The sequence below is a fragment of the Streptomyces sp. NPDC046900 genome (genome assembly GCF_040644975.1).
GTDB lineage: Bacteria > Actinomycetota > Actinomycetes > Streptomycetales > Streptomycetaceae > Streptomyces.
Genome location: NZ_JBEYXD010000016.1, coordinates 15,367 through 30,446, shown reverse-complemented (window position 1 = coordinate 30,446; position 15,080 = coordinate 15,367). Strand labels below are relative to the sequence as shown.

The 15,080-nt window shown below is 72.4% G+C and carries 11 protein-coding genes; 7 read left to right on the top strand and 4 right to left on the bottom strand.

Annotated features, from left to right (window positions below):
- Positions 1-150: 150 nt before the first annotated feature.
- From ABZ904_RS18310 to ABZ904_RS18290, 5 genes are all read left to right on the top strand, one after another.
- Entirely contained in the window at positions 151-1,056 is a 906-nt protein-coding gene (locus ABZ904_RS18310) for an alpha/beta fold hydrolase (RefSeq protein ID WP_359398152.1), read from the top strand.
- A 112-nt stretch (positions 1,057-1,168) separates the two neighbouring features.
- The gene (locus ABZ904_RS18305) at positions 1,169-1,612 is read left to right on the top strand and encodes an SRPBCC family protein (protein ID WP_359398150.1); all 444 of its coding nucleotides are present in this window, start codon (positions 1,169-1,171) and stop codon (positions 1,610-1,612) included.
- A gap of 364 nt (positions 1,613-1,976) precedes the next feature.
- Complete coding sequence (locus ABZ904_RS18300; protein ID WP_361824473.1) at positions 1,977-4,322, top strand: MFS transporter; 2,346 nt, start codon at positions 1,977-1,979, stop codon at positions 4,320-4,322.
- Between the two features lie 202 nt (positions 4,323-4,524).
- Positions 4,525-7,011, top strand: a complete 2,487-nt coding sequence (locus ABZ904_RS18295) for a SpoIIE family protein phosphatase (protein WP_361824302.1) — start codon at positions 4,525-4,527, stop codon at positions 7,009-7,011.
- Between the two features lie 194 nt (positions 7,012-7,205).
- Positions 7,206-7,931, top strand: a complete 726-nt coding sequence (locus ABZ904_RS18290; RefSeq protein WP_359398146.1) for a class I SAM-dependent methyltransferase — start codon at positions 7,206-7,208, stop codon at positions 7,929-7,931.
- Between the two features lie 81 nt (positions 7,932-8,012).
- Here the strand turns inward: ABZ904_RS18290 and ABZ904_RS18285 are convergent, their stop codons facing one another.
- Complete coding sequence (locus tag ABZ904_RS18285; RefSeq protein WP_360994459.1) at positions 8,013-9,026, bottom strand: LacI family DNA-binding transcriptional regulator; 1,014 nt, start codon at positions 9,024-9,026, stop codon at positions 8,013-8,015.
- Positions 9,027-9,137: 111 nt separating this feature from the next.
- On the opposite strand from ABZ904_RS18285, the gene ABZ904_RS18280 reads away from it, so the two are divergent.
- Together ABZ904_RS18280 and ABZ904_RS18275 are read left to right on the top strand one after the other, a co-directional pair.
- Positions 9,138-10,292 carry a Gfo/Idh/MocA family oxidoreductase gene (locus ABZ904_RS18280; protein WP_359398142.1) on the top strand — a complete coding sequence of 385 codons (1,155 nt, stop codon included), beginning with the start codon at positions 9,138-9,140 and terminating at the stop codon, positions 10,290-10,292.
- 108 nt (positions 10,293-10,400) lie between these two features.
- The gene (locus tag ABZ904_RS18275) at positions 10,401-10,892 is read left to right on the top strand and encodes a GNAT family N-acetyltransferase (protein ID WP_359398140.1); all 492 of its coding nucleotides are present in this window, start codon (positions 10,401-10,403) and stop codon (positions 10,890-10,892) included.
- 114 nt (positions 10,893-11,006) lie between these two features.
- Here ABZ904_RS18275 and iolD read toward each other — a convergent pair whose 3' ends face one another.
- The 3 genes from iolD to iolC all read right to left on the bottom strand — a co-directional run bounded on the left by iolD (position 11,007) and on the right by iolC (position 15,019).
- On the bottom strand, positions 11,007-12,893 hold the full coding sequence (iolD, locus tag ABZ904_RS18270) for a 3D-(3,5/4)-trihydroxycyclohexane-1,2-dione acylhydrolase (decyclizing) (protein ID WP_361824297.1): 1,887 nt from the start codon (positions 12,891-12,893) through the stop codon (positions 11,007-11,009).
- Positions 12,894-13,094: 201 nt separating this feature from the next.
- Complete coding sequence (locus tag ABZ904_RS18265; protein WP_360994444.1) at positions 13,095-13,973, bottom strand: deoxyribose-phosphate aldolase; 879 nt, start codon at positions 13,971-13,973, stop codon at positions 13,095-13,097.
- An 89-nt stretch (positions 13,974-14,062) separates the two neighbouring features.
- Positions 14,063-15,019 carry a 5-dehydro-2-deoxygluconokinase gene (gene iolC / locus ABZ904_RS18260; RefSeq protein ID WP_360994441.1) on the bottom strand — a complete coding sequence of 319 codons (957 nt, stop codon included), beginning with the start codon at positions 15,017-15,019 and terminating at the stop codon, positions 14,063-14,065.
- Positions 15,020-15,080 lie beyond the last annotated feature (61 nt).

The following is a 15,080-nucleotide window of genomic DNA, read 5'->3' as shown; positions in this document are numbered from 1 at the left end:
CGACCCGGCCCGCGCGAACTTCGAGGGCACGCGGTCGAGGTCCGCTGCCGCAGGACAGCCGCGCCCCCTCTGCTCCGAGCGGCGTGCTCACGCGGCCGGAGGTCGGCGCGTCCGCCGTCATCTCGTCGGTGAATGCGACATAACGGATGTATGCAACGCACTGGAGTGGTGCCGCAGATGGCACCGTCGCCGACCCTGTCAGCGGGTGTCCGCCGGCTGACCCTGCAGGCCGCGGGCGTGACCCTGTCGTGTCTGCTGTCCGAGCCGCCGGACGGGCAGCCGAAGGCCACCGTCGTCGCCGTGCACGGCGGCGGCATGACAGCGGGCTACTTCGACGGGCAGGCCCATCCCGACCTGTCCCTGCTCACGCTCGGCGCGCGTCTCGGTTTCACGGTGCTGGCCGTGGACCGCCCCGGCTACGGCCTGTCGGCCGAGCAGCTGCCCCGCGGACAGACCCTCGCCGAGCAGGCCGAGGTGCTCGAGGCGGTCCTGGAGCGATTCGCCTCCCGGCACGCCACGGGAGCCGGATTCTTCCTGCTCGCCCATTCCTACGGCGGCAAACTCGCCCTGATGACGGCCGCGCGTGCCGCCGCTCTGCTCGCCCTGGACGTGTCGGGCTGCGGCCACCGCTACGATCTCGAGCCGGCCGACCTCGCCTGGGTCGGGCGTCGCGTCGACAGACGGCGCACCTGGGGCCCGCTGCGACTGTATCCACCGGACACCTTCCGTTCCCTCGGAGCCCTGGTGGCTCCCATGCCGGACCGCGAGGCGGACGAAGTCGCCCGCTGGTCCGCAATGTTCGAGGAACTGGCCCCGCGCATCCGCATCCCCGTGCGGCTGACCTTCGCCGAGCACGAGACGTGGTGGCTGCACGGCGAACGCGACATCGCCGACCTCTGCGCCAGACTGGCCGCGGCACCCCTCGTCCGCGTCGAGCACCAGCCGGACGCGGGCCACAACATCAGCCTGGGCTGGGCGGCGCGTGCGTACCATCTGCGCGCCCTCGCCTTCTTCGAGGAATGCCTCGCCGGACCGCCGGATCTCCGCAGGCGGTAGCGGCACGCGGCGTCGGCGCGACGGTCCCGAACCGATGTGCCGTCAGGCGCCGTCCCCCGAGTGTGATGGGATGGCGCACGCCCCCCACTCACACGTACAGGAAGAGGAAGTCATGGCGCAGGTCGAGGCCACGACGGAGCGGACCATCGCGGCGGACGCGGAGACGGTGTTCGACGCCCTCGCCGACTACAGCGGCACCCGCCCGAAACTGCTGCCCGAGCACTTCAGCGAATACGAGGTCCGCGAGGGCGGCGACGGCGAAGGCACCCTCGTGCACTGGAAGCTCCAGGCCACCAGCAAGCGCGTGCGTGACTGCCTCCTGGAGGTGACCGAGCCGACCGACGGCGAACTCGTCGAGAAGGACCGCAACTCCTCCATGGTCACCACCTGGCGGGTCACCCCGGCGGGCGAGGGCAGGTCCCGGGTCGTCGTGAGCAGCACCTGGCAGGGCGCGGGCGGCATCGGCGGCTTCTTCGAGAGGACCTTCGCGCCCAAGGGTCTCGGCCGTATCTACGACGCGGTGCTCGCCAGGCTGGCCTCCGAAGTGGAGAAGTGACACCCCGTACGCCACCGGGCGCGCACGGCGGAACCCCGTGTGCGCCGTCAGCGGTCCCGGCGCGGTCCGGGGGCGCGGATCCCACGTCCCGAGCCCCCGGAGCGCGTGCCGCCGGTCGACCCGCTGATTCCCGCGCTCACCGATTCGGGTGGTTTTCGTCTCGGCGCGGTTGTACGCCGTAGGGCTTCCGACCGGCGGATACCTTCACACGGTACGTCTCACGGGCGACTCGTCGCGCTTGATCCCAGTTGTCGTGGAATGCGAGAAATGGGCGGCGCAGACGCGACGAGGGGAGCGGTACGTGGGCGGGACGACTGCGGTGGACCTGGAGCTGGACCTGCCGGGCGAGCAGGCCGTACGGCCCGTGGTCCCGGACGCTCCCCGTGAGCCGGCCGGCGCCGCGCCCTCCACGGCGCTCAGCCCGAGCCGGGTGCGTCTGGTCTTCGTCGGGCTCATGCTCGCACTGCTGCTCGCCGCCCTCGACCAGATGATCGTGGCCACCGCGCTCCCGAAGATCGTCGGCGAGTTGCACGGCCTGGACCGGATGTCCTGGGCGATCACCGCGTATCTGCTGACCTCCACCGTGGGACTGCCGGTCTACGGCAAGGGCGGCGACCTCTTCGGCCGCAAGCGCGTCTTCCAGTTCGCGATCGCCGTCTTCGTCATCGGCTCCGCGCTCGCCGGACGGGCGCAGACCATGGACCAGTTGATCGCCTTCCGGGCCGTCCAGGGCGTCGGCGCCGGCGGGCTGATGATCGGTGTGCAGGCCATCATGGCCGACATCGTCCCGCCCCGCGAACGCGGCCGCTACATGGGCATCATCGGCGCCGCCTTCGGTCTCGCTTCCGTCGCAGGACCGCTCCTCGGCGGCTACTTCACGGACCACCTCTCCTGGCGCTGGTGCTTCTACGTCAACGTGCCCTTCGGACTGGTCACCCTGGCCGTCGTCACCGCGGTGCTCAGACTGCCCCGGCCCACCGTGAAGGCCCGGCTCGATGTGCTCGGCACCCTGCTGCTGGCCGCCGCGTCGACCTGCCTGGTGCTGCTGACCAGTTGGGGCGGCACCGAGTACGCCTGGAGCTCCCGGGTCATCCTGGGGCTGGGCGCCGGCGCGGTGCTCGCGAGCGTCCTCTTCCTGGTCGTCGAGCGGTTCGCCGTCGAACCCCTCATCCCGCTGCGGCTGTTCCGCGACTCCGTCTTCAACGTCAGCGCCCTCGTGGGGCTGGTCGTCGGCGTCGCGCTGTTCGGCGCCGCCAGCTATCTGCCCACCTTCCTGCAGATGGTCGACGGGGCGAGCGCCACCGAGTCCGGACTGCTGATGCTGCCGATGATGGCCGGGATCGTCGGCGCCTCGATCGTCGGCGGACAGCTCATCAGCCACACCGGCCGCTACAGGATTTTCCCCGTCCTCGGCAGCGCCCTGGCCGCCGTCGGCATGTGGCTGCTGTCCGGGCTGGACATGGACACATCGCGGTTGCAGTACAGCGTCTGGATGGCCGTCCTCGGCGCCGGCATCGGCATGGTGATGCCGGTCCTGGTCCTCGCCGTGCAGAACTCCGTGCGCCCGGCCGACCTCGGCACCGCGACCAGCGCCAACAACTACTTCCGGCAGATCGGCGGCAGCGTCGGCGCCGCCGTCTTCGGCACCCTGTTCGCGAACCGGCTCTCCGACGCCCTCCAGGAGCGCCTCCCCCCACGTGCCGGTGCCGGGCTGCCCGATCCCGAGTCGATCACCCCGCAGCTCGTGCACGCACTGCCGCCGGCCCTGCGCGACGCCTATGTCGCCGCGTACGCCGACGCCATGCCGAGGATCTTCCTCTACCTCGTGCCGGTCATCGTTCTCGGCCTGCTCATCGCCTTCTTCCTCAAGGAGAAACCACTGGTGTCCCACAACGCTTCCGCCGAGCACCCGCCGGCGGCCCAGGTACCGCAGGCACGTTCCCCCTACGTCGCGGGAGTGCCCGTCTGCGGCACGGTCCAGCACCCCGACGGCACCGTCGTGCCACGCGCCGCGCTCACCCTCATCGATGTCGGGGGAGTGCAGATCGGACGCGGTGCGAGCGGAGAGGACGGACGCTACGCGCTGTCCACGCCGGGAGCGGGTTCGTACGTCCTGATCGCCGCCGCCGGCGGGCACCAGCCGCAGGCCGTCTCCGTCACCGTCGGGGAGCGGCCCGTCGAACTGGACGTCGTCCTCGGCGGTGCCGGACGGCTGGCCGGCAGCGTGCTGACGGCGGACGGCACGCCGGTGCGCGACGCCGCCGTCACGCTGACGAATGTGCACGGAGAGGTGGTGGCCGGCACCCGCAGCGGACGCGAAGGGGGCTATGTCATCGCGGAGTTGGTGGCCGGCGAGTACACCCTCGCCGCCAGCGCGCCCGCGTTCCGCCCGGCGGCCCTGCCCGTCACCGTGCAGGCGTCGCGCGAGACCCGGCAGGACGTCGAACTCGCGGGCGGCGCGGTACTGCGCGGCACCGTGCGCGCGGGGGACGGCCGGCCGGTCGAGGACGCACGGGTGACACTGCTCGATGCCGCGGGCAACGTCGTCGACACCCTGACGACCGGGCCCGACGGAACATTCCGGTTCGTCGATCTGTCGTCCGGTGAGTACACCGTGATCGCCGCGGGGTACCCGCCGGTGGCCACGGTGCTCCAGGTCGCCGGAGGCGGCAGGACCGAGCGGGACCTGCAGCTGGGGCACGAGGACTGAGGGGCGGGGCCAGGCTCACGCCCGTCCGGTGGCCGCTCGCGGCCCGCCGTGGAACCGCGCATGTGGCGGTTCCGCGCCCCCTCGCGCGCGCCGGAGGCGCCCCTGAGTTCAATTCAGGCAATGCCGCACACCGCAACGGGGCCCCGCCGTACCGTGGTTGTGCGGTACAGATCTTGCGAACTCGGGAAAGAGGGCCTCGGCCATGGACCAAGGCACCGGGACGGGCGCGCTTCCCGGCCCCCCGGCCGGGAAGGCGGCGGAGCACACCGCGTCCGGCCGTGTCCCCCTGGCCGTGATCGTGGTGGACCGCGACGGCCTCGTCTCGCACTGGAGCCGCGGCGCCCGGCGGTTGTTCGGCATCCCCAGGGAGAAGGCGGTCGGGCAGTCCGCCGTCGATCTGCTGCCGGTCTCCGGTGCCCTGCCCGAGACCGACGAGGCCGGCCCGTACGGGGCGTACGCGCCCTTCGGCGGACTCGGCCCCGACCTGGAGTCCTCCCTCGACGGACGGCTCTCCTACCCGGCCGCGGGCCGCGCCCGCCTGACGGTACCGGACCGCGAGCCACGCGGGACGGAGGTCCTTCCGCTCGGAGAACCGGGCAGGACCGATGTGCTGTGGTGGGCGTACCCGCTGGTGGGACCGGGCCCGGAGCGGCTGCTGGTGCTCGCCGCCGACGCGGACGCGCTGCACCGGGGCGACGGGACGGCCGTCGAGCGCATCGCGCCCGGTTTCGCGCTGCACACCGACTTCCCCGGAGCCGAGGAACTCGCCCAGCGGCTGCCCGAGATCCTGCCCAGCATGAGCGTCGGCGAGAGCGCCCGGATCGTGGCGCAGGTTCTCGAACTGGGCTACCCCGTCATGGAGTACAGCCAGAACGACCGGGTGCCCGTGACCCCGGACTGGGGCGTGCCCCGGCGTGCGGAGCGCAAGGCGCGCCGACGGCTCGCGGCGCGCGCCGTGGTGACCGGGCTGCCGGTGCCGGAGGGCCTCCGGGACGAGGGCGAGGATCTCGAGTACGTCGCGGTGCGCGAGCGCCTGGAGTTCCTCAACGAGGTCAGCGGCAGGATCGGCACCTCGCTCGACCTGGCGCAGACGATCATCGAGGTCAGCAAGGCCGTCGTGCCGCGCTTCACGGACGTGGCGGGCACGTACCTGCGGGAACAGGTCCTGGCCGGTGAGGGATTTGCCGAAGGCGTCCCCGACACGACGACCATGTGGCACCGGGTCGCCCTCGAGCACACCGACGAGCCGGGCCGCTGGGACGACGTGGTGCCGGTCGGCGAGGCCATGCCGTTCCCGGCGCACACGCCCTTCTTCCAGTGCATGACCACCGGCGAGCCCGTCCTCGTGCCGCGCATCAGCGAGGAGTTGGGGCACGCGATCGCCTCCCAGTTCGACAAGCGCGACATCCGGCCCCTCATCACCCACCGCTCCATGCTGGTCGTGCCCCTGAAGGCACGCCACGTGGTGCTCGGGTTCATGATCCTGCTCCGCCATCCGGAGCGCACCGAGTTCAACGACATGGACCGGGTCACCGGCGCCGAACTGGCCGCCCGTGCGGCTCTGGTGCTCGACAACGCGCGCATGTACACGTACCAGGAGGCCGTCGCGGAGACGCTCCAGGACAGCATGCTGCCGCACATCGCGCCCCGGATGGCGGGCTGCGACATCGCCACCCGCTATCTGCCGGGCACCCTGCTCGGACGGGTCGGCGGCGACTGGTTCGACTCCGTCAAACTCCCCGGCGCCCGCACCGGGCTGGTCGTGGGCGATGTCATGGGCCACGGTCTGAACTCCGCGGCGATGATGGGCCAGCTGCGCACGGCCGTACAGACCATGGCCGCCCTCGACCTGCCGCCGGCCCAGCTGCTGCGCAATCTCGACGACCTCGCCCAGCGGCTGGGCGACGTCTACCTCGCGACCTGTCTGTACGCCGTCTACGACCCGATCGCGGGCGAACTGCACATCGCCAACGCCGGTCACATCCCACCGGTGGTCGTGCGCGCCGCCGACGGACGCAGCGAGCTGCTGGAGCTGCCCACGGGAGCGCCGATCGGCGTCGGTGGGGTGCCGTTCGAGTCGGTACGCGTACGGGTGGAGCCCGGCGACCGCCTGGTGATGTGCACCGACGGCCTGGTCGAGGTGCGCGGCGAGGACATCGGTGTCGGGCTCGCCACCCTGTGCGAGTCCGCGGCGCACCCCGCGGCCTCCATGGACGACGCCTGCGACACGATCATCCGCGCCCTCAACACCCGGGGCGGCCGCAAGGACGACGTGGCGCTGCTGATGGCCCGGCTGTCCGGCATAGCACCCGAGGACGTCGCCGTATGGCGGCTCGCCCCCGATCCGGCCGAGGCCGGCCGGAGCCGTGCGGCGGTGCGTGAACAGCTCCACCGGTGGGGGCTCGGGGTGCTCGCCGACAACGCGGAACTGATGGCGGGTGAGCTGGTCGCCAACGCCGTACGGCACGCCCGCAGCCGACGGATCGAACTGCGCCTGGTCCGCGGCGACACCCTGCTGTGCGAGGTGGACGACGACGATCCCACTCTGCCCACGCTGCTCAACGCGGGCCGCGGTGACGAGTTCGGCCGCGGGCTGCGCGTGGTGAGCACGCTGGCCCGCGAGTGGGGGACCAGTCGTACGAGCGCGGGCAAGACGGTGTGGTTCGAACTGACATTGCCACGAGGTTGATCCCCTTGGCGGGCGCTGGTGACGCGACGGGCACACCGAAGGCGTGCGAGGGCCGGACAAGCCGGTGCCGTGCTACGCGTCTCGAATGAGCCATGAAGGAATGGGCGAGGCGCTTGTCGCCCTGCCCCGGGCGCGATAGACCGAAGCCGCCCGTCCCCTCCGGCGGGCTGCCGTCGCACCCCGAGGAGTTGGGCATGAGCGTGACCGATCGGTACAGAGAGGCCTGGGAGGGCTTCTGGCGAGAGGCCCCCGACGAACCGGGAACCGTCTTCTGGGACGCGGAGCCGGCCTTGACCGTCGGCGTCCACCTCCCCCTGTTCGAACCGCTGTTGACGGTTCCGGACCTGCCCGTGGTCGACCTCGGCTGCGGCAACGGCACCCAGACCCGCTTCCTGGCCGGCCACTTCCGTCACGTCGTCGGCGCCGACCTGTCCTTCGCGGCGCTCGAGCACGCCCGCCGGGCCGACTCCACGGGCCGGGCCGGATACCGTCCGCTGGACGCCGCCGACAAGAGCGAGGCCGAAGCGCTGCACGCCGATCTGGGCGACGCCAACGTCTATATGCGGGGCGTGCTCCACCAGTGCGAGCCCGGCGACCGGCAGTCGCTCGTCGACGGCATCGCCACGCTGGCGGGGGAGCGCGGACGGGTCTTCCTCGTCGAACTCGCCGAGGCGGCGGGACTCGTCCTCAAGGGGCTCGCCCAGAGCGCAGAGGGTCCGCCGGCCAAGCTCGCCCCGGTCTTCCGGCACGGCATCGCCCCCGGCGAGGTGGCGGACGCCGCGGTGCCGGAGTACCTGAGCGCGGCGGGACTGACGGTCCTGGCGGCCGGGGAGCTGCCGCTGGTCACCACGGAGCGTACGGCGGACGGGACGCGGATCGAGCTGCCGTCGAAGTGGATCGTGGCCGGGCGTCAGGCCTGAGCGAGGGAACCCGTGACCGGCCGCGACCGGCTCCGGACGCGGCCGGGCTCCGCACGCGGTGCGTCGACTCGCCGCGGCGGATCAGGCCACGGCCTCTCCCCCTGGGGGCCCCGTCGTCCCCCGGACCTCCAACGACGGTGTCGTGAGCACGAGTTCCGCCGGGCGGCCGGGGTCGCCGATGCGGTCGAGGAGGCGCTGGGCGGCGCGCCGCCCGACATCGTGGCTGCCGTTGTCCACCGTGGTGAGCCACAGATGCCGCAGCCGGGAGAGGTACGTGTTGTCGTAGCCCACGAGGGAGAGGTCGCGTGGCACGCGCAACCCGCTCTCCTCGGCCGCCGAGAGGGCCCCGACGCAGGTCATGTCGTTGAACGCGAAGACGGCGGTCGGGCGTTCGCGGGCGCTCAGCAGGCGCACCGTGGCGCGGTAACCACCCTCCTCCGTCAGGTCGCCCTGTTCCACGCTCGCCGAGTCAGCGAGACCGTGTTCGCGCATGACGGACTCGAAGCCGCGCCGCCGCAGTGCGCCGACGACCCCCTGCCCGGCGATGTGGGCGATCCGGCGGTGCCCGAGGCCGATGAGATGCTCGGTGGCGAGGCGGGCACCGCGCTCGTCGTCGCCCGCGACGATGTCGACCGACGGCAGCTCCGGCTCGCGGGCCCCCGCGACGACGGTGGGGATCCTGACGGCCGCCGTGCGCAGCGCCTTTGAGGGCGGCAGTGTGCCCACGGCGATCAGCCCGTCGACCCGCAGGTCCGTGAAGGTGCGGGTGAGGTCCTCGCCGAGCCGCCGGTTGAGCCGGCCGTCGGCCAGCAGCATGTGCAGATCCGCCTCGTGCAGCCGGGAGTTGAGGCCGTCGAGGAGCTCCACGAACCAGGGGTTGCGCAGGTCGTTCAGCAGAACGCCGACCGTACGGGTGCGCCGCTCGCTCAGGCTGCGCGCGGCGGCGTTGGGCCGGTAGCCCAGCTCCTCGACGGCGGCCAGCACGGCCTGCCGTTTCTCGGGGCGCACCTGGTCGGAGCCGCGCAGCACCAAGGAGACCAGCGACTTGGAGACACCGGCCCGCTCGGCCACATCGCGTATGGTCGGCGGTCTCATGTCTGGACCGTTCCACAGGGCGAGCACGCCTGTCAAAGGGATTGACACATGGGGAAACGGCCCGCAGTGTGGGCCTCCGTAAGCTATGGAACGGTCCAAAGAAGGGCGGTCATGGTGAGCACACTCGGCGTCGCCGTCGTCGGATTCGGCTGGATGGGGCGGGTGCACACCCAGGCCTACGTCCGGGTGCCGCACCACTTCCCGCAGCTGTCCGTGCGGCCCGAACTGATCGCCGTGGCCGACGACGTGCCCGGCCGTGCCGAGGAGGCCGCCGACCGGTACGGCTTCGCCACCGCGGTCCGGGACTGGCGCGAGATCGCCGCCGACCCCCGGGTGGGGGCGGTGAGCATCGCGGCCCCCAACTTCCTGCACCGGGAGATCGGTGTCGCCATGGCGGAGGCGGGCAAGCACATCTGGATCGAGAAGCCCGTGGGCCTGACCGCCGACGACGCCCGCGCGGTCGCGGACGCCGTTGCCAAGGCCGGTGTCCAGGGCACGGTCGGCTTCAACTACCGCAACGCACCGGCCGTCGCGGCCGCCCGCGACCTGATCGCCTCCGGCGACATCGGCACCGTCACCCATGTCCGCATCCGCCTCTTCAGTGACTATGCCGCCCACCCCGAGGGCGCCCTGACCTGGCGGTACGAGCGCGAGCGCGGCGGCAGCGGCGTCCTTGGGGACCTGGCCTCGCACGGGGTGGACCTGGCCCGTTTCCTGCTCGGCGAGATCGAGTCGCTGGTCGCCGACACCGCCGTCTTCATCCCCGAGCGGGCCCGCCCCAGCGGTGCCACCGCCGGACACGCCCGGGCCACGGGCGGAGAGCCCGGCGCCGTGGAGAACGAGGACTACGTGAACTGCCTGCTGCGCTTCACCTCGGGCGCCCGCGGCGTCCTCGAGGCCTGCCGGGTCTCCGTCGGCGAGCAGAACAACTACGGCTTCGAGGTCCACGGCACCAAGGGCGCGGTCCTGTGGGACTTCCGGCGCATGGGCGAACTCCGCGTCAGCCGCGGCACGGTCTACCAGGACCAGCCCGTCAGCACCCTGTACGTCGGCCCGGGCCATGGCGAGTTCGCCGCCTTCCAGCCGGGCGCCGCCAATGCCATGGGCTACGACGATCTGAAGGTCATCGAGGCGTACCACTTCCTGCGCTCGGTCGCGGAGGGAACCGCGTACGGCCCGACGCTCGACGACGCCGTGCACAGCGCGGCGGCGCTGGACGCCATGAGCCGCTCGGCCGAGCGGCGCGCGTGGGTGAGCCCGGCCTGAGCGGACGGCGGCCCGGTACGCAGTCGTGACCGGTCTCGGCGACGCAGCCCCGCCGCCCGCTGCTCCGGCGGGCGGTGGCGCGCCCGCCGGTGGGTACGCTCGTCCGTCATGACGAGGCTGGAGCTGCTCCGGGCCGACCACGCGCCCGCCCTGCTGGACTTCGAGCGGGAGAACCGGGAGTACTTCGCGCGGTCGGTGTCGGACCGCGGGGACGCGTACTTCGCCGAGTTCGCCTCCCGGCACCGTGCCCTGCTCGCCGAGCAGGAGGCCGGTCTGTGCCACTTCCACGTCGTCCTGGACGACAGTGGTGCGGTGATAGGGCGCGTCAACCTCGTGGACGTCCTGGCAGGGGGCGCCGAACTCGGCTACCGGATCGGAGAGCGCGCCACGGGACGTGGGGTCGCGACGGCCGCGGTCCGGGAAGTCTGCCGTCGTGCCGGGGCCGACTACGCCCTCCTGGAACTCACCGCCGTGGTCGCGCTCGACAACCCGGCGTCCAAGGCCGTGCTCATGCACAACGAGTTCACCGCCGTGTCCGACACCAGGGTCCAGGGGCGACCCGCGGTGCGCTACCGGCGCCGGCTGACGGCCGGGCACTAGACGCCGAGACGGCTGCCGGTCCGCGGGCAGCGCCGCACGGACCGGCAGCCGTTCTGCGCCGACCCGGCCGCCGTGGGCCGGCGCGGGCGAGGGGCCCTTCGCCGGCGGTGGGAGTCAGAGGTGGCGACGGCGGCCGACGACGTTCCGGTCGTACCTCTCGCGGGCGGCCACGGCGGCCTCACGCGAGGCGACCTCGGCCACGGGCACGTCCCACCAGGCCTCGGCGGGCGGGGCGGTCGGTGCCGGGTCGGTCTCGACGTACACGCAGGTGGGCCGGTCCGAGGCGCGCGCGGCGGCCAGGGCGTCGCGCAGTTCCCGTACGGTCTTGGCGCTGATGACCTCCATGCCGAGGCTCGCGGCGTTGGCGGCCAGGTCCACCGGGAGCGGGGCACCGGTGAAGGTGCCGTCGGCGGCCCGGTGACGATAGGCGGTGCCGTAGCGCTCGCCGCCGATCTCCTCGGACAGGCCGCCGATGGAGGCGTAGCCGTGGTTCTGGATCAGGACCAGATTGACCGGCAGACCCTCCTGCACCGCCGTGACGATCTCGGTGGGCATCATCAGGTAGGTGCCGTCACCGACCAGCGACCACACCGGTGTGCCGGGGGCTGCCTGCTGGACGCCGATGCCGGCCGGGATCTCGTAGCCCATGCAGGAGTAGCCGTACTCCAGGTGGTACTGGCGCGGAGAGCGGGCCCGCCACAGCTTGTGCAGATCGCCGGGGAGCGAGCCGGCCGCGTTGATCACCACGTCGTCGTCGCCGACGACGGAGTCGAGGGCGCCCAGAACCTGGGTCTGGGTCGGCGCGGAGTTCTCGTCGTCCGCGCGGTAGGCGGCCTCGACCACCTGCTCCCAACGCTCCTTGCCCGCACGGTACTCGGCCTCGTACGCCTCGCTCACCCGGTGACCGTCCAGGCCCTCGGTGAGTGCCGCGAGGCCTGTCCGTGCGTCGGCCACCAGGGTGCGGGCCGCGAGCTTGTGGGCGTCGAAGGCGGTGATGTTGAGGTTGACGAACCGCACGCCGGGGTTCTGGAACAGGGTGCTGGAGGCGGTGGTGAAGTCGCTGTAGCGGGTGCCGACGCCGATGACCAGGTCGGCTGTGCGGGCGATGTCGTCGCAGACGGCGGTGCCGGTGTGGCCGATGCCTCCGAGATCCGCGGGGTGGTCGTGGCGCAGCGAGCCCTTGCCCGCCTGGGTGGAGGCGACCGGGATCCCGGTGGCATCGGCCAGCGCCTTCAGCGCCTCCTCGGCCTCGCTGTGGTGGACCCCGCCTCCCGCCACGATCAAGGGCCGCTCGGCGGCCCGGATCGCGCGCACCGCCTCCGCGAACTCGACCGGGTCGGGCGCGGGACGGCGTACCCGCCAGACCCGCTCGGCGAAGAACTCCTCGGGCCAGTCGTACGCCTCCGCCTGCACGTCCTGCGGCAGCGCGAGAGTGACCGCGCCCGTCTCGACGGGGTCGGTCAGGACCCGCATGGCGTTGAGCGCGGACGGGATCAGCATCTCGGGCCGGGTGATCCGGTCGAAGGAGCGGGAGACCGGGCGGAGGGTGTCGTTGACGGACACGTCGGCCTCGACGGGGTGTTCCAGTTGCTGCAGCAGCGGGTCGGCGGGGCGGGTGGCGAAGTAGTCACCGGGCAGCAGCAGCACCGGGAGGCGGTTGATCGTGGCGAGTGCGGCGCCGGTGACGAGGTTGGTGGCACCGGGGCCGATGGAGGTGGTGACCGCCTGGGTGGACAGGCGATTCGACTGGCGGGCGTAGCCGACGGCGGCGTGCACCATGGCCTGCTCGTTGCGGCCCTGGTGGAAGGGCATGGTGTCCTCGCCGGCCTCGAGCAGCGCCTGGCCGATCCCGGCGACATTGCCGTGGCCGAAGATGCCCCAGGTGCCGGCGATGAGCCGGTGCCGTACGCCGTCGCGCTCGCTGTACTGCACGGACAGGAACCGCACCAGAGCCTGGGCGACGGTCAGACGACGTGTTGACGGACTTGACTGACTGCTCATCAGGACCTCACGGGGGCGGTGTGGAGCGGAAGGCGGGCGCTGGCCGGCTGCGCGGGCCGGATGTCGCGGATCCACGCGCAGGCTGGAGCAGTCCCATACTCCGCCTCCGGGGTGACATCGACGGTGCAGGCGGCGGTGGTGGCGTTGCGCGCGGGACTGCGGTGGGCGCTCATGGGGCACTTCTCAGCGGGGCGGACGGGTTCACAGCAGGCTCACCGCCGTGTCCACCGCGGTCTCGACGCTGCCTTCGGCGGGGTAGAGCAGGGACCGGCCGACCACCATGCCCTGCACGGTCGGCAGGCGCAGGGCCTTGCGCCACTTCTCGTACGCGCCCTCCTGGTCCTTGCCGACCTCGCCGCCGAGCAGCACGGCGGGCAGCGTGGACGCCTCCAGCGCCTCGGCCATGGCGTCGGGGTCGTCGGTGACCGGGAGCTTGAGCCAGGTGTAGGCGGATGTGCCGCCGAGGCCCGAGGCGATGGCGATGGACCGGGTGACGGCCTCGGCGCTCAGGTCGTTGCGCACCCTGCCGTCGACGCGGCGCGATATGAACGGTTCGACGAACAGCGGCAGTTCGCGCGCGGCCATCTCGTCCACGGTCCTGGCCGCGGACTCCAGGGTCCGCAGGGAGCCGGGGTCGTCGTAGTCGATCCGCAGCAGCAGTTTCCCGGCGTCGAAGCGGAGCCGTTCGATGTCCTCGGGGCGGTGGCCGGTGAAGCGGTCGTCCATCTCGAAGCTGGCACCCGCGAGCCCGCCCCGGTTCATCGACCCCATGACAACCTTGTCGTCCAGGACACCGAGGAGCAGCAGATCCTCCAGGATGTCCGCGGTGGCCAGCACCCCGTCCACGCCGGGCCGGGACAGCGCCACGCACAGGCGCTCCAGCAGATCGGCGCGGTTGGCCATGGCCAGACGGTGGTCGCCGACGCCGAGGGCGCCGCGGGCCGGGTGGTCGGCGGCCACGATCATGAGCCGGCCGTTGTCGCCGATCAGGGGGCGGCGGACCCGGCGGGCGGCGGCTTCGGCGATGGCCTCCGGGTGGCGGGCGCGCACCGTGGCGAGGTCGGGGATGCTGATGCTCAACAAAGGCTCCGTTCAGGGTGGCGGCGGTCGGCCGGGTGCGCGGCGGGGTGGTGGCGGTCGGCCGGGTGCGCGGGGTCGTGACGCGAGGGTCAGGCGCCGGCGAGGAGGTCGGCGACCTCCTGCTCGGTCGGCATCGCGGAGGAGCAGGCGAGCCGGGAGGCGACGAGCGCTCCGGCCGCGTTCGCGTACCGCATGGTCTCCTCCAGCGGCCGGCCGGAGAGCAGTCCGTGGCAGAGCGAGCCGCCGAACGCGTCCCCGGCGCCGAGCCCGTTGACGACCTCTACCGGCACGGGGGGCACCTCGGCCGTCGTCCCGTCCCGGTGCACGGCGAGGACGCCCTTGGGGCCCTGCTTGACGACCGCGAGCTCCACGCCCGCGTCCAGCAGCGCCTCGGCGCAGGCCTGCGGTTCGCGTACGCCGGTGGCGATCTCGCACTCGTCGAGGTTGCCGACGGCCACGGTGGCATGGCGCAGTGCCTCGGCGTAGTACGGCCGCGCCGCTTCGGGGTCGCTCCAGAACATGGGGCGCCAGTCGAGGTCGAAGACCGTGGTGCCGGCCTTGTTCCGGGCCTCGAGTGCGGCGAGCGTGGCCGAGCGGCTGGGCTCCTCGCTCAGACCGGTGCCGGTGATCCAGAAGATGCGGGCCGAGCGGATGGCCCGGAAGTCCAGCTCGTCGGTGCGGATCTCGAGGTCGGGCGCCTTGGGCCGGCGGTAGAAGTAGAGCGGGAAGTCGTCCGGCGGGAAGATCTCGCAGAACGTGATCGGGGTCGGATATGCGGCCACGGGTGTGACGAACCGGTCGTCGACGCCGAACTCCTTGAGCTGCTGGTGCAGATAGGTGCCGAAGGGGTCGTCGCCGGTGCGGGTGATGACCGCGGTGGTGCGGCCGAGCCGCGCCGCGGCCACCGCGACGTTGGCCGCCGAGCCGCCGAGGAATTTTCCGAACGACTTGACCTCGGGAAGGGGCACACCGGTCTGGAGCGGGTAGAGATCGACCCCGATGCGTCCCATGGTGATGAGATCGAAACAGCCGGCGGGCTCGGACATGCGTGTCGCTCCTCGTGCGGGATGTGCGGGGAGCCGGACGCCCGGAAGGCTCGACGTCCGG

Bases quoted from the DNA above. Each gene is read 5' to 3' on its own strand.
- ABZ904_RS18310 (WP_359398152.1), top strand. From the start codon at position 151: ATGCAACGCACTGGAGTGGTGCCGCAGATGGCACCGTCGCCGACCCTG.
- ABZ904_RS18305 (WP_359398150.1), top strand. From the start codon at position 1,169: ATGGCGCAGGTCGAGGCCACGACGGAGCGGACCATCGCGGCGGACGCG.
- ABZ904_RS18295 (WP_361824302.1), top strand. From the start codon at position 4,525: ATGGACCAAGGCACCGGGACGGGCGCGCTTCCCGGCCCCCCGGCCGGG.
- ABZ904_RS18290 (WP_359398146.1), top strand. From the start codon at position 7,206: ATGAGCGTGACCGATCGGTACAGAGAGGCCTGGGAGGGCTTCTGGCGA.
- ABZ904_RS18285 (WP_360994459.1), bottom strand. From the start codon at position 9,026: ATGAGACCGCCGACCATACGCGATGTGGCCGAGCGGGCCGGTGTCTCC.
- ABZ904_RS18280 (WP_359398142.1), top strand. From the start codon at position 9,138: ATGGTGAGCACACTCGGCGTCGCCGTCGTCGGATTCGGCTGGATGGGG.
- ABZ904_RS18275 (WP_359398140.1), top strand. From the start codon at position 10,401: ATGACGAGGCTGGAGCTGCTCCGGGCCGACCACGCGCCCGCCCTGCTG.
- iolD (WP_361824297.1), bottom strand. From the start codon at position 12,893: ATGAGCAGTCAGTCAAGTCCGTCAACACGTCGTCTGACCGTCGCCCAG.
- iolC (WP_360994441.1), bottom strand. From the start codon at position 15,019: ATGTCCGAGCCCGCCGGCTGTTTCGATCTCATCACCATGGGACGCATC.